This window comes from Algorimicrobium echini (assembly GCF_900115185.1).
Classification (GTDB): domain Bacteria; phylum Bacteroidota; class Bacteroidia; order Flavobacteriales; family Flavobacteriaceae; genus Algorimicrobium; species Algorimicrobium echini.
This window is the reverse complement of sequence record NZ_FOVN01000004.1, coordinates 219775-239997: the sequence shown is the minus strand read 5'-3', so window position 1 is coordinate 239997 and position 20223 is coordinate 219775. Positions and strand designations below refer to the sequence as shown.

The following is a 20223-nucleotide window of genomic DNA, read 5'->3' as shown; positions in this document are numbered from 1 at the left end:
ATAAAAGTTAGAAAATAACAAAACTAAAATGCACCCTAACTAATCTCTATCCTGATACTTTGCTTTTTTACTGCCTTCGTACATAACATATTTTACCAAACGCGATTCTAATTTTGCATTCATTACATGTATTTTTCGCGATGGACGTAATCCAACATGCTTTATGGCATCCAGATTAGATGTTATAAACCAAGCATCAGTTCCTGGATAATTTTGTTTTAGCGTATCACCAATAGCTGCATAAAATTTTTCCATATCAATATCTAGGCGTTCTCCATAAGGTGGATTAAAAACCATATGCAATTTAGCATCACCAGCTTTTTGAGTCTTAAAGAAATCTTCATGCTGAATGCTAACAAATTCATCTAAATGTGCATTTTTCAGATTATCTTTTGCTTTAGCTACTGCACTAGGCGATTTATCATATCCTATTATTTTATGATGAAAGTCTCGTGTTTTTTTCAAAAGAGATTCTTCAATTTTTTCAAATAATTCAACATCCCAGTCATTCCAACGCTCAAAAGCAAATTCTTTTCGCATTAAATTTGGTGGTATATTACAAGCTATCATGGCAGCTTCCGCCAATATCGTTCCACTACCACACATTGGATCCATAAAATCTGACTGACCATCCCAACCCGATAACATAACAAGACCTGCTGCCAAAACTTCACTTATAGGTGCAATATTGGTAGCCGTTTTATAACCACGCTTATGTAAAGATTCACCAGACGAATCCAATGAAATAGTACATTGGTTTCTATCAATATGGACATTCACTTTTAAATCAGGAAACCGTAAATCTATATTTGGACGCTCATTAGTAGTATCTCTAAATTTATCAACAATAGCATCTTTAGTTTTAAGTGAAATGTATTGCGAATGTGTAAACTGTTCTGAATGAACCGTTGAACTAATGGCTAATGTTCCACTAGATTTCATATACTGACTCCAATCCATTTTATACACTTGATCGTACAAATCTTGTTCGTTCTTGATACGAAAACTATTAATTGGTTTTAAAATTTTAATAGCAGTACGCAAACCTAAATTTGCCTTGTACATAAACCCTTTATCGCCAGTAAAACCAACCATTCTTGTGCCTTTCTGAATATCTATAGCACCTAATTGAATGAGTTCTTTTTCTAATAAATCTTCAAAGCCAAATAAGGTTTTGGCAACCATTTTAAAATTATTCTCCATCGCAGACATTAAATAGATTACAAAAATACAGTATTTTTGTGGCAAGACAACAGACTTTGCTTAACAATGACAATTTTTGGGTAGCAGATTAATTATTACAAGATTAAACCCTAACCAAGGGAAAACTTTTATGGAAAACACATCGCAATGGTTTGCTTCATGGTTTGACACACCATATTATCATATACTTTATAAAGATAGAGATAATAGCGAAGCCCAACTATTTATGGATATTTTAACCAATTATTTAAACCTGCCTGAGCACGGTGAAATTTTAGATTTAGCTTGTGGCAAAGGCCGTCATGCTATTTATTTAAATTCGTTGGGTTATAAGGTTATTGGTGCAGATTTATCCGAAAACAGCATTGCTCATGCCAAGCAATTTGAAAACGAAACACTCCATTTTCAAGTTCATGATATGTGTAAACCTTTTAATAAACAGTTTGATGCTGTTTTTAATTTGTTTACTAGTTTTGGTTATTTTGAAAATGAAGATGATAACTTAAAGACCATTCAAGCCATTCAAGCAGATTTAAATGAAACTGGATTTGGTGTAATTGATTTTATGAATAGTAACTATGTTATTGATAATTTAGTTCCAGAAGAAACTAAAACCGTTGAAAATATTGACTTTCAAATAAAACGTTTCTTTAAAGATGGTTACATTATTAAAGATATTCAGTTTGATGATGCTGGTAACACGTATCAATTCCAAGAACGGGTACGCGCTTTTACTTTAGAGGATTTTCAAGCGCTATTTGATCAGGCAGGTGTTTATTTATTAGATATTTTTGGCGATTATAAATTACATAAATTTAACAAAAACACATCTGAACGTTTAATCATGATTTTTAAATAATGTTGCCGTACTTACTACCCATATTTGCTGTTATTATTGGTGCTTCATTAGTTGTTTTAACACGTAAAAAAGCGCACTTCAACTTTAAGTTACTGTTAGCTTTTAGTGGTGCTTTTTTATTAGCCTTAACCCTTTTTGAGTTACTACCAGAAGTATACCACCATTTAGATGCAAAGCAAACCGGACTATTTATTATGTTCGGAATTCTAATTCAAATAATTTTAGAGTTCTTCTCAAAAGGTGCTGAACATGGCCACGTACATGTTCATAATCATGGTAAACATTTTCCTTGGGCACTGTTTTTAAGCTTGTGTATACATAGTTTTTTAGAGGGCTTTCCTATTCATGAACATAATGATATGGTGTATGGTGTATTGGTTCATAAAATTCCAATTGCTACGGTTATTACGGGTTTTCTAATTCATTCAAAAGCTACCAAATTTCAAGTCATAGCGTTTTTAACCATTTTTGCTGCTATGACACCTATTGGCACTTTTATTTCCAATCATATGAATATTGCTAGCCAAAATATTAGTGCAATTAATGCTATTGTTATTGGTATCTTTTTACATATTTCCACAACTATTTTATTTGAAAGTGGCGAAGGCCATAAATTCAACCTGACTAAATTAATAGCCATTGTTTTGGGTATTGCTATGGCTTACATAATTTAATTTTTTATGTTTTCAAAAGAAGAATCTAGACAACTCCGTCAATTATTTTGGACCAGTTTTAGGAAATCTTTTCCTAGGAAATGGATTTTGTATGACACCAAAATTAAAGGCATGAGTTTTAAATTCCATTTTGATACAAAACAAGCTATGGTTTCCATAGATTTAGAAGACGATTTGGAGAACCGCATTACAATTTGGGAAAAGTTGGAGGCTCTAAAAACCATTTTAAAATCAGATTATCTACCAAATGCTATTTTTGAAGAAGAATACTATTTAGAAAACGGTAAAGAAATCTCCCGAATTTATGTTCCTTTAGAGCAAAAAGTATCCATTCATAATAAGAACAGCTGGCAAGAAGTCATGGTGTTTTTAAATGATAGTATGAGTCGTTTTGAAGCCTTTTTTGAAGACTACAAAGACATATTAACACCTTAATAATTTAGAACAGTTAAGGCACGACTTGTTTTAAAAATTATAATAGTGAACAAGATTGAGTCTTTTAATAGTTTTAATTAACTGAAATTAAATGCTAGGTATCAATTAATAATATCCTATTGATTTCCTACATTTGCAGCCTTAAAAAATTATATCTTAAGATACATTTATTGAGATAAAAAAAAACGTTTTTTAATAATGGATCATCTTCTCACATTTTCAATTACGGTATTTACAGGATTCTTTGCTATTATGAATCCTATTTCTAATTTACCGATATTCCTATCACTCGTTGGAGGTGCCGATCCCGAAACTAAACTACGTATTAATAAACGAGCCGTTTTAATTGCTTTTATTATTGTTGCCATTTTTGTGATTCTTGGAAAATTCATTTTTGAGTTATTTGGAATTACCATTCCTGCCTTTAAAATAACGGGTGGGATTTTAATTTTTTATGTCGGTTTTGATATGCTTCAATCAAAAAAATCAAGCATAAAAAATCTAAAAAACACTCACATAGATGAAAACATTGCCGTTTCACCATTAGCAATTCCTATTCTAGCAGGACCAGGAACTATTGTAACTGCCATGAACTTTGTTTCAGATGCTAACTTCATTAAAATTGCTCTCGTTATTTTAATTTTTGCCTTTATGTGTTTATTGACTTTTATAACATTTCGTTTAAGCGATTTTATTGTAAAAAAAATAGGCTATAATGTTATTTCTGTGGTTGGGAAAATAATGGGTTTAATAATTGCAATTATTGGTACCAGTATGATTATTGAGGGTATAAAAATCACCTTCAATCTGTCCTAATGCTATTTAAATAACGTAAAAAAACACCATAATAAAGTGGCAAATAGCACCAGCTAAAACAAAAAGGTGCCAAATAACGTGGTTAAATTTTATTTTATCTATGGCATAAAACAAAATACCAGCTGTGTAGGCAAAGCCTCCTGCAAATAACCAAAAGAGTCCATTTGGCCCTAAACTTTCAGCCAAATATGAAAAATCAAACACTACGAGCCATCCCATGATAAGGTAAAGTACCACTGAAAAGAATTCAAATTTCCCCGTAAAAAAAATCTTCAAAACAAGCCCTAGAGCCGTAATTCCCCAAACAATCCAAAACAAATACCAGCCTTTACTGGCTTCTAACGTAATTAAGGAGACAGGAGTATATGTGCCTGCTATTAAGAAATAAATACTAATATGGTCTAGAATCCGTAAATAATGTTTGGGTTTGTCTGATTCTACAAAATGGTATAAGGTTGAAGCGGTAAATAATAAAATAATAGTGACTCCATAAGCAACAACACTAAACAAACTCCAATCGGTTTTATTAGAATTATAAACCATTAATAGTACTAAAGCTACAATCCCTATTAATACTCCTAGGGCATGTGTTAAACTATTAAGGCGTTCTTCAAAAGGAGTTTGTAACCGCATTATGGGACTTCATTGCTATTACGCCATTTATTGGCTAATTCAAAAAAATCAAAATCTAATGCAGACTCTTGACGCTCTAAACGTCCACTTTGAAAATTACGTTCCAAAACATCTTCAATTAAATAATCTTCCTCAACATTCCATGGGTCAAATTCTTCTTTAAGCGAAATATTAAAAAGTAAGGCGGTATTATTAAACCAAAAAGCACGCCAACCACTCCGCAAATCTTTTATTAAATCGAATGTTGTAACACCTGTTTGTCTATGAATCAATTTTACAAGAATTTGTCCTTCCGTTTTTGTTAATTTTTTTAGTTCGGCTGAAAATTCATCCTCAATATACTTCTGAATTAATTTAGCATACCGACGTTTTTCACTTTCGCGTTCCAAACTATTTAAACGTTCGTTTAAAGATTCCAACCGTTCAGCAGCTAATTTAGCGTAAGGATACACCTTGATAGTTTTTCGTCTAATAATTAAATAACGGTTTCTTTCTGCTTCTGTACTGAATTTTAAACGGTGTAACAGTTTAACTTCGTTCAAATTAATAGCAGATTTAGGTATTGAATCGCCTTCAATCAGAATATAAACCACATCCGTTGAATCTTGTACCTCCTCCTCTACTTGAGCAAAAAGTGCTATGGGAAAAACTAAAAAAAAGTAGGCAATTATTTTCATAGGTTTAAAACGATCCAAAATCATTCCAAAAAGGAATATGTAAAATTAATAATTTAAAAAACCTTTAACCTTAAAATAGTATTAATATTGTTATTTTAGTGCAAAAATAAATCAGATGGCAAAAAAGAGTATACTAAATAAAAAGTCCATGGACTTTCTAGAAAAATATTTAAATAATGCATCACCTACTGGATATGAGTGGGAGGGTCAGAAAATATGGATGGACTACCTAAAACCGTATGTGGATGAGTTTATAACAGATACCTATGGAACAGCCGTTGGCGTTGTAAACCCAAAAGCCAAATATAAAGTGGTTATAGAAGGGCATGCTGATGAAATTTCGTGGTATGTAAATTATATTTCAGATAATGGACTAATATATGTTATTCGCAATGGTGGTAGCGATCACCAAATTGCACCTAGTAAAATAGTGAATATTCACACCAAAAACGGTATTGTTAAAGGTGTTTTTGGATGGCCAGCTATTCACACCAGAGATAAAAGTAAAGAGGAAGCACCGAAACCCGATAATATTTGTATTGATGTTGGCGCCAAAGATAAAGCAGCAGTAGAGAAAATGGACATTCACGTTGGTTGCGTTATTACGTATCCCGATGAATTTCATATTTTAAATGGTGATAAATTTGTTTGTCGCGCATTGGATAACCGTATGGGTGGTTTTATGATTGCTGAAGTAGCCAGACTTTTAAAAGAAAACAAAAAAACACTCCCTTTTGGTTTATATATCACCAACTCGGTACAAGAAGAAATTGGATTACGTGGCGCTGAAATGATAACTCAAACTATCAAACCAAATGCTGCAATTGTTACAGATGTAACTCATGATACTACAACACCAATGATAGAACAAAAATCGCAAGGTTTTGTAGAATTAGGTGCTGGTCCTGTAATTGCTTATGCTCCTGCAGTACAACAAAAATTGCGTGATTTGATTACAGAAACTGCCGAAGAAAAAAAGATACCGTTTCAGCGTGCTGCCCTATCTCGAGCTACAGGTACAGATACTGATGCCTTTGCTTACAGCAATGGAGGTGTGCCTTCTGCTTTAATTTCATTACCATTACGTTATATGCATACCACTGTAGAAATGGTGCATCGGGATGATGTTGAAAATGTAATTAAAATGATTTACGAAACATTATTAAAAATGAAAGATGGTGAAACATTTTCATATTTTAAATAAATTTTAACTCCTACGAAAGTGGGAGTTTTTTTTAGTTTTATCTTTCCACTTAAATAATTGTACATGGATGAGCGCATAGATATCGTTACTAAAACAGGCCAAGAAACGGGCAAAACCGCATTAAAGTCGGAAGTTCATGATAAAGGCTATCATCATAACACGGCTCATATTTGGTTATATACGGCAAAAGGCGACATATTATTGGCGCAACGATCTGTAAAAAAAGTTATTTGTCCGCTTCTGTGGGATGTATCAGTTGCTGGCCATGTAGATGCAGGTGAAACGATTGAACAAGCTGCTATCCGTGAAACACAAGAAGAAATTGGCTTAACAATTTCAGAGTTTGATTTAAAAAAAATTGGCGTCTTCCCTTGCTTTCAAAGTTATAAAAATGGAATCATTGATAATGAATTCCACCACACATACATAGCTAAACTACCGGTTTCTATTAATAAACTAAAACCACAACCAGAGGAAGTTGATGCCTTACAGTTAGTAACTCTAGATCAGTTTAAATTGCTTTTACAACACAGTACAAATACGAATTATTTTGTACCCTCAAACAAGAAATATTATGAGTCTGTTTTGAAAGCCATAACGTTAGTTACACAGTAAGTTTCCATTATTTTTAATTACTTTGCTTTCATGAATCTATTCCTTGTTGCCATAGCGCCTGTATGTATCATAATTCTATATATTTATTTAAAAGATAAATACGAAAAAGAACCTAAACTCTTACTTTTTTATGCGTTTCTTTTTGGCGCATTTGTTAGTGTTATATTAACAACCCTACTCTATATTCTATTTGATTATTATTTCTTGCTAGATGAAGCAAGTGTACTTCAAATGTTTATTAAAGCATTTTTTGTTGTCGGTTTTACTGAAGAATTCAGTAAATACATCATTGTTCGTTATTACGCACAGCCAAAACAAGCTTTCAACGAACCTTTTGATGGAATTGTATATGCCGTAATGGTTTCTATGGGTTTCGCTGCAACCGAAAATATTATGTATGTATTAGAAGGAGGTTACGAAGCAGCGCTTTTACGAGCTTTTACTGCCATTCCAGCTCATGCTACGTTTGGTATACTAATGGGTTATTATATGGGAAAAGCTAAATTCTCTAAAAATAAGAGATTATTAAACCTCATTGGATTATTGCTGGCCATTGTTTTTCATGGTGCGTATGACTTTTTCTTGTTTATTGATTTTATTCCAGGGATTTGGATTGGTGCTTTTATCTCCTTATTTATTGGTATTGTTTTATCGCGAAACGCTATTAAACGTCACCAAAATGATTCTCATTTCAAAGTTTAGTAAAATCTAAAACCCATTTGAACAAAACGGTACATATTCCTTATATTTACACTTCTAAAAATAAATCAATGAGTCAAACTTATCATACAAAAGTTAATAACACTTACGAATTCGACTTTAAAAAAGAGTCTATTGAAACCCTAGACAGTGTTAAAGAGCACGCCAATCACTTTCATATTTTAGAAAATAACAAATCCTACAAAGCAGAGATTTTACAAAGAGATTTCAATGCAAAACAGTATCAGGTAAAAATTAATGGTACGCTATATCAAATTGCAATTGAAGATTATTTAGATGTGCTAATACAAGAGTTAGGTTTCGAAATTGGCGCTTCCAAACAAGTTAATGACATTAAAGCGCCCATGCCAGGTTTAATTTTGGACATAGCCGTTCAAGCGGGTCAGGAAGTTAATGAAGATGATACCTTAATCATTCTAGAAGCCATGAAAATGGAAAATGTTATTACATCCCCTAGAAATGGCATTATAAAGTCGGTTTCTGTAAGTAAAGGCGATGCCGTTGATAAGAATCAACTATTACTTGAATTCGAATAAAAATTAAGAAGCACATTTTATTCGCTTTAATCAAAAAAAAAGACCTTTAAGAACATAGAAAAAAGTAAGACTCCTGTTTTTTACAGGAACAACAAATAAATTATCCCTTTTTGGGGAATTTGAAATAAAAAAATCCTTCTGTATGGAAGGTAACGATGGGAATGAAAAAAATACTAGTAGCAAATCGTGGTGAAATAGCTATTCGTGTCATGCGAACAGCAAAAAAAATGGGAATTAAAACGGTAGCCGTTTATTCAACAATAGATCGGAATGCTCCACACGTAAAATATGCAGACGAAGCTGTTTTAATTGGCGAAGCACCTTCCAATCAATCATATTTGTTAGGTGATAAAATTATTGAAGTTGCTAAAAAATTAGAGGTAGATGCCATCCACCCAGGTTATGGCTTTTTATCTGAAAATGCAGATTTTGCAGAGTTATGCGAAACCAATAACATGATATTTATTGGTCCAAAATCCAAAGCTATTAAAGTAATGGGTAGTAAACTAGCAGCTAAAGAAGCGGTGAAACACTACAATATACCAATGGTACCAGGTACCGAAGAAGCTATTACAGACATACCTGAAGCTAAAAAAATAGCTAAAGATATTGGGTTTCCCATATTGATAAAAGCTTCAGCAGGTGGAGGCGGAAAAGGAATGCGTATTGTTGAAAAAGAATCAGATTTTGAATCGCAAATGAATCGTGCCATTAGTGAAGCAACTTCTGCTTTTGGTGATGGTTCTGTTTTTATTGAAAAATATGTAACCTCGCCACGCCATATTGAAATTCAAGTCATGGCAGATACACATGGCAATATTATTCATTTATTTGAACGGGAATGTAGTATTCAACGTCGTCATCAAAAAGTTGTAGAAGAAGCACCTTCATCTGTACTCACTCCTGAACTACGAAATAAAATGGGTGAAGCAGCCATAAAAGTGGCTAAAGCCTGCGATTATATTGGTGCTGGAACAGTTGAATTTTTACTAGATGGTGATCATAATTTCTATTTCCTTGAAATGAATACACGCTTACAAGTGGAACATCCTGTTACCGAGCTTATAAGTAATACCGATTTGGTAGAATTACAAATTCGGGTAGCACGTGGCGAAGCGTTACCCTTAAGCCAATCCGATTTAAAAATAAACGGTCATGCATTAGAGTTACGTGTATATGCTGAAGACCCCTTAAACGATTTCCTACCAAGTGTTGGTAATTTAGAGGTTTACAAACTACCTGTAGGTAAAAATATTCGTGTAGATAACGGGTTTGAAGAAGGTATGGACGTTCCAATTTATTACGACCCGATGTTATCCAAACTTATTACCTATGGAAAAACACGAGAAGAAGCTATTGAGCTAATGATTTCAGCTATTGCAGATTATCATATTCAAGGTATCGAAACAACCTTACCATTTGGATCATTTGTTTGCAAACATGAAGCCTTTCGTTCCGGTAATTTTGATACCCATTTTGTAAAAAAGTTTTATTCCCCAGAGGCATTAAAAGAAAGTCAAGAAGCCGAAGCAAAAATAGCAGCTATGATAGCCGTAAAACAGTATTTAGCGGATCAGAAATTATTGCGAGTACCCCTTAAATAGTTTGCAGTTACTATAAACAGTTTCCAATAACAACGAGTAAATAAATTAAAAAATTTCAAAAGCTAAATGCATCTGCACTTTAGCGAGAAAACATAAAAAAAATGGATTCAAAAATAAAAACCTTAAACGAGAAATTAGCACAATCCTATTTAGGTGGTGGTGAAAAACGTATTGAAAAGCAACATGCAAACAAAAAACTCACCGCTCGTGAGCGCGTTTTATATCTTTTAGACGAAGGCTCATTTGAAGAAATAGGCGCATTAGTCACACACAGAACCAAAGACTTTGGGATGGACAAGCAACAGTATTATGGGGATGGTGTTGTAACAGGTTATGGAACCGTTTCTGGCAGATTGGTTTATGTTTTTGCGCAAGATTTCACCGTTTTTGGAGGCTCTCTTTCAGAAACACATGCTGAAAAAATCTGTAAAGTTATGGATTTAGCTGTAAAAGTGGGTGCTCCTATTATAGGACTTAATGATTCTGGAGGCGCACGAATTCAAGAAGGCGTCCGTTCGCTTGGTGGTTATGCAGATATATTTTACCGTAATGTGCAAGCTTCAGGCGTTATTCCACAGTTATCTGCTATCATGGGACCTTGTGCTGGAGGTGCCGTATATTCACCTGCTATGACGGATTTCACGCTCATGGTTCAAGACACAAGTTATATGTTTGTTACAGGCCCAAATGTTGTTAAAACGGTTACCAATGAAAACGTAACTAGTGAAGAGCTAGGTGGCGCAAGTGCACATGCAACCAAATCTGGTGTGGCACATATTACGGCAACTAATGATGTAGAATGTCTAGAAGATATTAAAAAATTATTGAGTTACTTACCTCAAAACAATCAAGAAAAAACAAAAGATATCCCTTATGAATTAGCTGATGAAATGCGCGAGGAATTATCACAAATTATTCCAGACAATGCCAATAAACCATATGACATGCACGCGGTTATTTCTGGAATTATTGATACCGATTCTTTCTACGAAATTCATAAAAACCACGCCGAAAATATTATAGTAGGCTTTGCCAGATTAGGCGGAAAAAGTATAGGTATTGTTGCTAATCAGCCCATGTTTTTAGCTGGTGTTTTAGATGTTAATAGCGCGAAAAAAGCCGCTAGATTTGTTCGTTTTTGCGATGCCTTTAATATTCCTTTACTGGTTTTAGAAGATGTACCAGGCTTTTTACCAGGAACAGATCAAGAATGGAATGGTATTATTGTTCATGGTGCAAAATTGCTATACGCTTTTAGCGAAGCAACAGTACCAAGAGTAACGGTTATTACCAGAAAAGCCTATGGTGGTGCGTATGATGTTATGAACTCTAAACACATAGGTGCTGATATGAATTACGCCTGGCCAAGTGCCGAAATTGCAGTAATGGGTGCCAAAGGTGCTGCAGAAATCATCTTTAAAAAAGACATTAATGCAGCTGATGACAAAGAGGCTAAATGGAAAGAAAAAGAGGCAGAATACGCTGATTTGTTTGCCAACCCATATAGTGCTGCTCAACGTGGTTTTATTGATGAAGTTATTTTACCCGAAACTACTAGACGCAAATTAATTAAAGCTTTTTCTATGCTAGAAGATAAACAAGTTGAAAAACCGAAACGCAAACATGGAAATATTCCGTTGTAAATGACTCATTAAGCATAATATTTCTATGACAGTTAGTTGTTTTGGAAACACAACATCAACATCATAATTTACGCTATCATGATTTAGAGAAAATTTATTATTATTTAATTTCATGTATTTCGATTGAAAATATTATAAAACTTAATACGCTTTTAAAAATTCCAAGCACATAATGACTATCTTTAGTACACTCATTATGTGCTTTTTTTATGAAAAAACGTTTAAACCAATTGGCTGCCACTGCCATTTGTGGTAACGACATAAGCTCTTCTTGTTTATATGTTTCTGCACTTGCCATTGTTTATGCTGGACAATATGCCTGGATTTCATTACTTATTGTTGCATTAATTCTTTTTTTATTCAGAAAAATTTATGGTGAAGTTGTTGGAGCTTTACCATTAAATGGTGGAGCCTACAATGCTTTATTGAATACAACAAAAAAATCGACAGCCTCTTTTGCCGCAGCACTTACGGTATTATCATATATGGCTACTGCCGTTATTTCGGCAAGCGAATCGGTTAAATATGCACACAGTCTTTGGAATGGCATTCCCATAGTTTATACAACCATTGGTTTACTGGCGCTGTTTATGATTATTGTAATTTTAGGCATTGGCGAATCATCAAAGGTAGCTATTGCTATTTTTATTTTTCATTTAACTTCTTTAACACTTTTATGTGTTTTTTGTGGTATCTATTTATTTCAAAATGGATACGAAAGTCTAATAGCAAATTTTAAAAATCCCATAGAAGGAAGCATAACTACGGCTCTGTTTTTTGGTTTTGCCGCTGCCATGTTAGGTATTAGTGGTTTTGAGAGTTCTGCAAATTATGTAGAAGAGCAAAAGCCAGGTGTATTTCCTAAAACCTTACGGAATATGTGGGTTGTAGTTACAATTTTCAATCCATTGCTGGCCTTTTTAGCATTAGCAATTATTCCCATTTCTGTTATTGGAAATCACGAAGAAACCCTACTTTCATTTTTAGGCCAAACAGCAGGCGGAAACTGGTTATTTTATATTATATCTATTGATGCAGTGTTGGTTTTAAGTGGTGCTGTTTTAACATCTTTTGTTGGTGTTGGTGGTTTGGTTGAACGGATGGCTTTAGATAGAATTTTACCAAAATTTCTTCTAAAAAGGAATAAAAGAGGAAGTTCTTATCTTATTTCTATCAGTTTTTTTCTGTTATGTATAACCATCCTAACTATCACACAAGGCAATCTAAAAGCTTTAGCTGGTGTATATACCATTGCGTTTTTAAGTGTCATGATTCTTTTTGCTGTTGGAAATATATTGCTAAAAATTAATAGAAAACAATTACCAAGACCAGAAAAAGCTAGTGTGGGCGCACTTATACTTGCTATAGCAGGTGTTTTATTAGCATTAATTGGAAACATTGTTTTAAATCCGCCCTACTTAATTATTTTTATGGAGTACCTCATCCCGACACTTTTAATCGTTGGCTTTATGTTATTTCGAATTCAAATATTACGTGGCTTTTTACAATTCATAAAATATATAATACCTTCTAATTTGCCTATTTTCGAAAAATTAAATAAAAAACTGTTACTTACAATTCACCACATAAATAATCAGGAATTCGTGTTTTTTACAAATCATGATGATGTATCCACTTTGAATAAAGTTTTACAATATATTCAGAAAAACGAACATACCAAGCGCTTGAAAATTGTAACCGTACTAAAGCCTGATTATGTGACACCCAAAAATTTACAAAGTGATATTGCTGTATTAGATCGGGCTTATCCTGAAATTCACATTGAATTTATAGAAGAACATGGACATTTTAATCCTGAAAAAATTAAAGAATTATCAGAAAAATATAATATCCCAATTAACTTCATGTTTATTGGTTCTCCTGGTGAAACATTTCCATATAAGATTCAGGATTTAGGTGATGTTCGGTTAATTATTTAATTAAATAGTAAAATTTAATCATCATACAAATTGTTACATTTTATCAAAATTTAAAACATATTTAAACACTGAAAATCAAATGTTTAAATACTCGTATTACTTCAATTGATAAGTTTTAAAAAATCTCGTGGCATAGAACTTGTAAGATAACTCTTCAAAGCTTTCTTAGGAATGTCTTTTAAAGATGAATTATTTATTTAAATTTATGTTAATTTTTAGTTTGTTAATCCCAACTGTAAACAGCTAACAATTTAAAAACTACATATAAAACTAAACTAGTTATGAAACCATTTTTATCAGTTTTGCTATTACTAATGTCTACTTTTTCTATGGTGCATGCCCAAGAGAAATATCGTGTAATATACGATTACAACACAGAAGAAATTAACTACTACCATCTAGATAAGTATAACAAGGTAGATGACACACTTTTGAAACCTAAATTTAAACGAAATAGTCTGGTTGAATTAAAACTAAAAAATGTAAACCCGTTTGCTATGGATATTCAAGCAGATGTAAAAGAAGAAGCCATCCATTCAGAATCTGGTGGTTTCAATTTTAGCTCACTTTTAGGAGGCATTAGTTCGTTTTCTGGAGGTGATCTTGGTTTGAATGTGGATAATTTACCCATTGACGAAAGTATGTTTAGTCAAAAAGTTGCTTCAAGAGGTGCAGGCGTTTCTAATAAGTTTTCCGATCTTAATAAACTTTCTTCAAATATTGATGCCATTAAATCCACCTTAATGTCTAACTTATTAAACCCAAATTTAGATAAAGAAGCTATTTTGGCAAATGTTAAAAATGCGGCAAATAAGGTTAGTGATTCACGTGTTAGCGATCCAGAAGATAATTTTTATGTATTCTTATCTAGTATGAAACGTGTTGTTCAAGAGGACTCACAAGAGCTCGCTTCAGAATTAAATGCATTAGCAACAGATATTAATGAGCAAGAAGTATCAAATACAGAATTATCTCGCGGTGAATTGGTTGCACATAATAATGCGTATACAAATTTAAAAAACATGCTAAAATCTTTAAATGCTTCCTCCATAAACTCATCTGAAAACTTGAATAAAATAGAAGAATTGTATGCAACTTTAGAAGCATCATCATTTGAACAAACCTACGATTACTTAATTGAAGCCGATAAAGTGAATATTGAATTAAAATTTGTTCAGAGCGAATTTTCTAAAACGTCTAATGTTGAAAACTCACAAAGCACCTTAAAAACTAGAAATCTTAAATTATTTTCAAAAGGCGGTTTTAAAATTAATACAAGCGTGGCTTTAACTTTAAATAATTTTGGCGACAGTGCAAAAGACTTTTATATAGACGAAAACGGTGTTATTGGAGCGGACGTAAACGATTATTTTGTGCCTAATTTAAGCACCATGATAAACTTCTATCCAGTTATTGGTGAGAACTTTAATATTGGAGGAAGTTTCGGTTTATCCATTCCTATTACTGAAGATTTAAAAGGTATTAATTTCCTATTAGGTCCTTCCTTATTTTTTGGTAGTAAAAGTCGTCTTGCGTTATCAGGAGGTATTGCTTATGGCCCTGTAAACCAACTAACAAATGGTTTAGAGGTTGACCAAACAACAGATATAATTGATATAGATAATTTTACAAAAAATGTTTACGATTTCGGATACTACTTTGGAATTTCATTCAGTTTGTTCGATTTAAATTAAAACACCAATTCATGAAAAAATTAAGCCTTATATTCTTATTTTTAATTACCATACAAGCAAGTTTTGCTGACAAACATGCCCTTATTATTGCTGTAGGCGACTACCCGAAAAGTACTGGCTGGAGCAGTATTAGTTCCGTAAATGATGTGCCACTAATTAAAGGAGCATTATTAAACCAAGGATTTCTTGAAAAGGACATCATTACACTTATTAACGAACAAGCAACTAAACAAGGCATATTAGATGCTCTGGCGCGTTTACAATCTCAGTTAAAACCTGGCGATATAGTTGTCATACACTATTCAGGACATGGCCAACAAATTTTTGATGATAATGGTGATGAAATAGATGACAAAGACGAATCGCTCGTTCCAATTGATGCTTGGGTTCGATACACACACAATTATAAAGGTGAAAATCATTTACGAGACGATGAATTGCATAATATTATTACTAATTTAAGAAACACACTTGGTCAAGATGGTCAATTATTAATGATTTTAGATAGTTGCCACTCTGGCTCTGCTACTCGTGGTGGTATAACACGTGGTGGTGAAGCTACCTTTGCTCCTGAAAACTGGAAAGCTAAAGACCAAGATGACAGCACAGGAAGTGCCATGTTAGAGCGGGAAAAAGTTAGTGATACCGCAGCACCATTTGTTATGATTTCAGGAGCTTCAGCAAACGAACTTAATTATGAATATGACGGTGTTGGGTCATTAAGCTATGCGTTTTCTAAAGCCATGAACGAACTGGGAAGTGATTTTACCTACCGACAATTATTTTCCAATATTGCAGCAAATATGAATGTCATTTCACCAAAACAAAAACCAACTATCGAAGGTGATATTGACTACAAATTATTTAAAGGTGATTATGTGAAACAACAACCCTATTTTGAAGTCACTAAAATTCCAACCTCTACCGTAATACAAATTAATGGTGGAAAATTACAACGCCTATTTAATAACACAACTGTTTATGTGATGCCTGCTGGAACAACAAAAGTTGACGAAGGAAAAGCACTAGCCAAAGGAACGATAAGTAATGCCAAATTTAATGAATCCTTTATAAAATTAAACAAGCCATTAACAGATAGAAATGAAAAAAACTATTGGGTTTTTATAGATAAACCAACTTACGGAGACATATCCATTCAGGTATATTTAGAACCTGATACAGATACGGAAATCCAAAAAAGTGTTGCTTCTTTTCTTGATAAAAATGGGTTAGGTTCTGTTGTTAACGATACCTTGAAAGCAGATGTGGTTATTTCAAAAACTTCAAGCGGTTATACTTTAAATAGTGCCAAAGGATTAGATGTCTTTGATGCCACTAACAAACAACGTGGCACCGATGTACAGGCGGATTTAAACAACAAACTGTTTAATTATGCACAAGGTATGTATTTGAAAAATTTAAGCTTAAAGAATTACGATTATGAATTCGATTTTAAACTTTTACCTGTAGAGTATGTTGCTGAAATAGGTGAATTAGGCGCACGCCTTCCCGAAGATAGCTATAACAATTCGGAAGGGATTCTAGAAGTCAGACCAGGAATAGATCATGTGTTGCTAGAAGTTACTAACAAAAGTAATAGACCACTTTACTTTAGTTTAATTGAAATTAATAGCAAGGGCGAAATTGCACCATTTATGCCAAATAACAAATGTCGCTTAACAAACGACGACCGTAAATTAGCACCTGGAAAAACCATGATTTTCAAAGAATGTGTTTACCGATTTGGACCTCCTTACGAACGGTTAATTTTAAAAGGATTTGCTACAGATTCTCCCATTAATTTCCAATCTACTGTTGAAACTCGTGGTGAAAGAACTCGCAGTACCAACAACAATCCGTTAGAAAATTTTATAAAAAATAGCTATACGCAATCCCGTGGTTCAGAGGGTACTGAAGCATCTGGAAATATGGACGGTTACAGTACCGAGTTTGTTTATGAAATAGTAAAAGAGTAATTGGTTATGAGGTGTGTTGTTTTATTTATTTGTTGCTTTTTTCAAGTAGTTACTTTTGCACAAGGCAAAAGAGGTGCCATTGGTGAAAGTACAGAAAGCAAAAATATAGGCAAAAAACATGCCTTGATTGTTGGAATATCAGACTATCAAGAAGACAAACTAAAACTCAATTACGCACACAATGATGCCCTCCTTTTTAATGACTATTTAAAAAGAGTAGAAAATGTTCCAGAAGAAAACATGGTTTTATTAACCAACGAAGACGCTGTAGCCATAAATATTTTACGCGAATTAAAAAAGCTATTAAATACCGTAGAAACAGATGATACAGTTTATATCTATTTTGCTGGTCATGGTGATGTGGTTGACGATTTTGGTGAAAAAGCAGGTTTTCTACTAGCGGCAGATGCCAATGCCAATCAGGAATATTATGCTGGCGGATCTATTCCGTTAGCTTTACTTAACAATCGGGTTATAGGAAATATTACCAGTAAAAATGCACAAGTTATTTTAATTTTAGACGCCTGTCGTTCGGGATTTATTTTTGAGGAAGGTACCCAGAAAAATATGGGAACTATTCAAGCAATGTTTGAAAATGCTACAAAAATTTTAAGTTGTGGACCCAATGAATTATCCTACGAAGACAGCGCAATTAAACATGGCTATTTTACGTACTATCTGGTAAAAGGTTTAATGGGAAATGCCGATACCAACACTGACAATAATGTGATATATCGGGAGATTGACGATTATTTATACGAAAATGTTTACAATACAGTTTCAAAAAAATATAGTCAGAACCAAACACCTGTTGTAAGAACATCAAACGACCGTGCTGTTTTTAAAGCCATAAACCCCAATAATCCGGTACTTGCATTTGAGGTTGTTGAAAGCGAATTGAGTAAAATAGAAGGTTATGCGTCACGAGGTTCTGTAAATCTCAATACTGAAAAAGCTCCAGAAATTTTAGCTTTTTCAAAAGCCATTCAAGCTAAAAATTACTATGGCAGGCCTTCCAGTGCATTGGAACTTTATAAAAAAGCGAAAGCATCCAAATCTGTATCTGAAAAGGTTTTAGAGTCCATGCAATATAAACTAATTAAAGAGCTTTCCGCTTCAGCACAAAAGTTAATCAATCAATATATTTCTGGAGATACAAAATTACCTAGCAGCCGCGAGTTTAGTAAACAAGCCCAACATTTAGAGATCTGTTTGGAGCTTATGGATCATGATGACTTTTTCCGTGAGCAAATTCAAGTAAATCAATTAGTTTTAGATGCTTATGCCATAATAAGAAGTAAAAATTTCCCTGCTTACAGCATAGCGAAACGTAAACTAAAATCTGCCGTAACTATGCAACCTCGTGGTGCATACATCCATAATGCTCTTGGATTAGTTTATAACTCTGAAGCTGTTTATGATAGCGCTCATTATCATTTTAAAGAGGCTAATAAATTAATTGGCACTTGGTCCAATCCAGTAAACAATTTAGGCGAAAATTTATTAGACCAGTATAAATACGACGATGCTAAACAGTTTTTTGACACCTCATTAGGGCTAAAAGGCTCGAATACTGAAGCCAACTTAAGATTAGGTGATCTCAATGTAAGTCAAGGTAAATACCAACAAGCGGAAGTCTATTACAAAACAATTTTAAAAACTCATCCCAACCATGCCATCGCGTTGCAAAAATTGAGCGCTTTAGAAAAACTAAAAGGAAATGCAGCTTTATCGGTAGGCTACCACAATCAGGCCATTCAAGCAGATTCAATTAACACCATAACGGAGTATGGTTTATTTAACTATATTCAAGATCATGACCTGAACCCAAAAACTGCTGAAACTTTATTATTAAACGCCATTGATAGAAATCCAGATGACGCTTCCTCCTATACAGATTATGCCGACTATTTACGCGTTAATAACAGAAAACGAACACGTTTGTTATTAGCTGATTCATTATATAAAATAGCTATTAATAAAAATCCATTACATGCTTGGACCTATGCAGGACATGGATGGTTATTACGAAATTTAAGACAACCCGCTGAAGCCAAATTAAGTTTTGAAACAGGGATTTCAAAAAACCCAAATAATGCCAAAGCCTACTATTATTATGGTAATTATTTAAATGAAGGTATTAAAGATCCGCGGAATGCGGAAATAAATTATTTAAAAGCCGTAGAGAAAAATCCGTATTATTTACCAGCATATTCAAAGTTAATTAATTTATACAATGAACAAAATCAACAGGAAAAGTCTATTAAACTTTTAAATACACTTTTAGCTAAAAATGCTCAAATCCCAGATGTATATAATCTTTTAGGGCAAACCTACGTATCTAATGGTGCATTCACCAAAGCCATTGAAGCTTATAAACAAGCTTTGCGTATAGACGGCTCCTACTCTAACGGTTATACAAATTTAGGCTACAGTGAATTACAAATGAATCAATTTGATGATGCTAAAGAACATTATTTAAAAGCAACTGTGTCAGATCCTTTTAAAAACAAAAAAAGTGATATTGCAACCTTTATGCTTACCACAGCACGAAACAAGCTGAAATTTGGTACGCCAGCTGAAGCCAAAGAATTATTTAGATTAGCTTCCGAAATCAATCCTTCTACAGAAACAGAATTAGCCTATTCTGAATTTCTTTATCTTCATAATGAACCCGAATTGGCATTTAATAATTCTGAAAAAACATTGAAACTTTGTGAAACAAAAACAGACCAAATTTCTGTACTAGAAATCCTTGTAAAAACTGGAATTGATGCAAGTAAAACACAAGAAGTAGATAGCTATTTCGGGCAGTTAATGAATCTTAATTCGAATCCTAATTTATTATTAGCATCCGTTTATTTTGCCTTTAAAGGCGATAGAAACAAAAGTTATGCGTTAAAAAGCAAAACAAACCCTATGCTACTGCGCTCCAACAAATTGAAAGAACTTTATAGCGGATCTACCATTAGAAATTATATTCTTGGTAACTAA

General features: G+C 33.3%; 17 protein-coding genes. 14 read left to right on the top strand and 3 right to left on the bottom strand.

The genetic code is table 11. The features are described from left to right. Positions 1–39: 39 nt before the first annotated feature. Positions 40–1203 (bottom strand): THUMP domain-containing class I SAM-dependent RNA methyltransferase, encoded by a 1164-nt coding sequence (locus tag BM239_RS11060; RefSeq protein WP_092208550.1) that lies wholly within the window; start codon positions 1201–1203, stop codon positions 40–42. A 130-nt stretch (positions 1204–1333) separates the two neighbouring features. Here BM239_RS11060 and BM239_RS11055 point away from each other — a divergent pair, with 130 nt between their 5' ends. The 4 genes from BM239_RS11055 to BM239_RS11040 all read left to right on the top strand — a co-directional run bounded on the left by BM239_RS11055 (position 1334) and on the right by BM239_RS11040 (position 3987). Next, on the top strand, positions 1334–2062 hold the full coding sequence (locus BM239_RS11055; protein WP_092208682.1) for a class I SAM-dependent methyltransferase: 729 nt from the start codon (positions 1334–1336) through the stop codon (positions 2060–2062). Beyond that, positions 2062–2736, top strand: a complete 675-nt coding sequence (locus BM239_RS11050; RefSeq protein WP_092208548.1) for a ZIP family metal transporter — start codon at positions 2062–2064, stop codon at positions 2734–2736. Before BM239_RS11055 ends, BM239_RS11050 begins: the two co-directional genes overlap by 1 nt. Before the next feature lie 6 nt (positions 2737–2742). Continuing rightward, positions 2743–3171, top strand: coding sequence for a DUF4268 domain-containing protein (locus BM239_RS11045; protein ID WP_092208546.1), 429 nt, complete (start codon positions 2743–2745; stop codon positions 3169–3171). A 198-nt stretch (positions 3172–3369) separates the two neighbouring features. Continuing rightward, the gene (locus BM239_RS11040) at positions 3370–3987 is read left to right on the top strand and encodes a MarC family protein (RefSeq protein WP_092208544.1); all 618 of its coding nucleotides are present in this window, start codon (positions 3370–3372) and stop codon (positions 3985–3987) included. 6 nt (positions 3988–3993) lie between these two features. On the opposite strand, the gene trhA is transcribed toward BM239_RS11040, so the two are convergent. Then, a complete protein-coding gene (gene trhA / locus BM239_RS11035; protein WP_092208542.1) occupies positions 3994–4620 on the bottom strand; it encodes a PAQR family membrane homeostasis protein TrhA in 627 nt (208 codons plus the stop codon). Then, positions 4620–5297 (bottom strand): DUF4294 domain-containing protein, encoded by a 678-nt coding sequence (locus tag BM239_RS11030; protein ID WP_092208680.1) that lies wholly within the window; start codon positions 5295–5297, stop codon positions 4620–4622. The genes trhA and BM239_RS11030 overlap by 1 nt, the downstream gene beginning before the upstream one ends. Positions 5298–5412: 115 nt before the next feature. On the opposite strand from BM239_RS11030, the gene BM239_RS11025 reads away from it, so the two are divergent. From BM239_RS11025 to BM239_RS10980, 10 genes are all read left to right on the top strand, one after another. Then, positions 5413–6501: a M42 family metallopeptidase gene (locus tag BM239_RS11025; protein WP_092208540.1), complete on the top strand. Its 1089-nt coding sequence runs from the start codon at positions 5413–5415 to the stop codon at positions 6499–6501. A 63-nt stretch (positions 6502–6564) separates the two neighbouring features. Next, positions 6565–7116, top strand: a complete 552-nt coding sequence (locus tag BM239_RS11020; protein ID WP_092208538.1) for an NUDIX hydrolase — start codon at positions 6565–6567, stop codon at positions 7114–7116. A 30-nt stretch (positions 7117–7146) separates the two neighbouring features. Continuing rightward, positions 7147–7818: a PrsW family intramembrane metalloprotease gene (locus BM239_RS11015; protein ID WP_092208536.1), complete on the top strand. Its 672-nt coding sequence runs from the start codon at positions 7147–7149 to the stop codon at positions 7816–7818. Positions 7819–7886: 68 nt separating this feature from the next. Further along, the gene (locus BM239_RS11010) at positions 7887–8372 is read left to right on the top strand and encodes an acyl-CoA carboxylase biotin carboxyl carrier protein subunit (protein ID WP_092208534.1); all 486 of its coding nucleotides are present in this window, start codon (positions 7887–7889) and stop codon (positions 8370–8372) included. A gap of 161 nt (positions 8373–8533) precedes the next feature. Continuing rightward, entirely contained in the window at positions 8534–9976 is a 1443-nt protein-coding gene (gene accC, locus BM239_RS11005) for an acetyl-CoA carboxylase biotin carboxylase subunit (RefSeq protein WP_092208678.1), read from the top strand. A 101-nt stretch (positions 9977–10077) separates the two neighbouring features. Continuing rightward, positions 10078–11619 carry an acyl-CoA carboxylase subunit beta gene (locus BM239_RS11000; protein ID WP_092208532.1) on the top strand — a complete coding sequence of 514 codons (1542 nt, stop codon included), beginning with the start codon at positions 10078–10080 and terminating at the stop codon, positions 11617–11619. A 209-nt stretch (positions 11620–11828) separates the two neighbouring features. After that, a complete protein-coding gene (locus tag BM239_RS10995) occupies positions 11829–13559 on the top strand; it encodes an APC family permease (RefSeq protein ID WP_092208530.1) in 1731 nt (576 codons plus the stop codon). 281 nt (positions 13560–13840) lie between these two features. After that, positions 13841–15253: a hypothetical protein gene (locus tag BM239_RS10990; protein ID WP_143094917.1), complete on the top strand. Its 1413-nt coding sequence runs from the start codon at positions 13841–13843 to the stop codon at positions 15251–15253. A gap of 11 nt (positions 15254–15264) precedes the next feature. After that, on the top strand, positions 15265–17229 hold the full coding sequence (locus tag BM239_RS10985; protein WP_092208526.1) for a caspase family protein: 1965 nt from the start codon (positions 15265–15267) through the stop codon (positions 17227–17229). Positions 17230–17235: 6 nt separating this feature from the next. Further along, positions 17236–20223, top strand: a complete 2988-nt coding sequence (locus BM239_RS10980; protein ID WP_092208524.1) for a tetratricopeptide repeat protein — start codon at positions 17236–17238, stop codon at positions 20221–20223.

What these genes read in the sequence shown, in the direction of transcription:
- BM239_RS11000 (WP_092208532.1), top strand. Translation starts at nt 10,078, where the DNA reads ATGGATTCAAAAATAAAAACCTTAAACGAGAAATTAGCACAATCCTAT.
- BM239_RS11055 (WP_092208682.1), top strand. Translation starts at nt 1,334, where the DNA reads ATGGAAAACACATCGCAATGGTTTGCTTCATGGTTTGACACACCATAT.
- BM239_RS10995 (WP_092208530.1), top strand. Translation starts at nt 11,829, where the DNA reads ATGAAAAAACGTTTAAACCAATTGGCTGCCACTGCCATTTGTGGTAAC.
- BM239_RS11045 (WP_092208546.1), top strand. Translation starts at nt 2,743, where the DNA reads ATGTTTTCAAAAGAAGAATCTAGACAACTCCGTCAATTATTTTGGACC.
- BM239_RS11050 (WP_092208548.1), top strand. Translation starts at nt 2,062, where the DNA reads ATGTTGCCGTACTTACTACCCATATTTGCTGTTATTATTGGTGCTTCA.
- BM239_RS11040 (WP_092208544.1), top strand. Translation starts at nt 3,370, where the DNA reads ATGGATCATCTTCTCACATTTTCAATTACGGTATTTACAGGATTCTTT.
- BM239_RS10980 (WP_092208524.1), top strand. Translation starts at nt 17,236, where the DNA reads ATGAGGTGTGTTGTTTTATTTATTTGTTGCTTTTTTCAAGTAGTTACT.
- BM239_RS11060 (WP_092208550.1), bottom strand. Translation starts at nt 1,203, where the DNA reads ATGGAGAATAATTTTAAAATGGTTGCCAAAACCTTATTTGGCTTTGAA.
- accC (WP_092208678.1), top strand. Translation starts at nt 8,534, where the DNA reads ATGAAAAAAATACTAGTAGCAAATCGTGGTGAAATAGCTATTCGTGTC.
- BM239_RS11030 (WP_092208680.1), bottom strand. Translation starts at nt 5,297, where the DNA reads ATGAAAATAATTGCCTACTTTTTTTTAGTTTTTCCCATAGCACTTTTT.
- trhA (WP_092208542.1), bottom strand. Translation starts at nt 4,620, where the DNA reads ATGCGGTTACAAACTCCTTTTGAAGAACGCCTTAATAGTTTAACACAT.
- BM239_RS10990 (WP_143094917.1), top strand. Translation starts at nt 13,841, where the DNA reads ATGAAACCATTTTTATCAGTTTTGCTATTACTAATGTCTACTTTTTCT.
- BM239_RS10985 (WP_092208526.1), top strand. Translation starts at nt 15,265, where the DNA reads ATGAAAAAATTAAGCCTTATATTCTTATTTTTAATTACCATACAAGCA.
- BM239_RS11020 (WP_092208538.1), top strand. Translation starts at nt 6,565, where the DNA reads ATGGATGAGCGCATAGATATCGTTACTAAAACAGGCCAAGAAACGGGC.
- BM239_RS11015 (WP_092208536.1), top strand. Translation starts at nt 7,147, where the DNA reads ATGAATCTATTCCTTGTTGCCATAGCGCCTGTATGTATCATAATTCTA.
- BM239_RS11010 (WP_092208534.1), top strand. Translation starts at nt 7,887, where the DNA reads ATGAGTCAAACTTATCATACAAAAGTTAATAACACTTACGAATTCGAC.
- BM239_RS11025 (WP_092208540.1), top strand. Translation starts at nt 5,413, where the DNA reads ATGGCAAAAAAGAGTATACTAAATAAAAAGTCCATGGACTTTCTAGAA.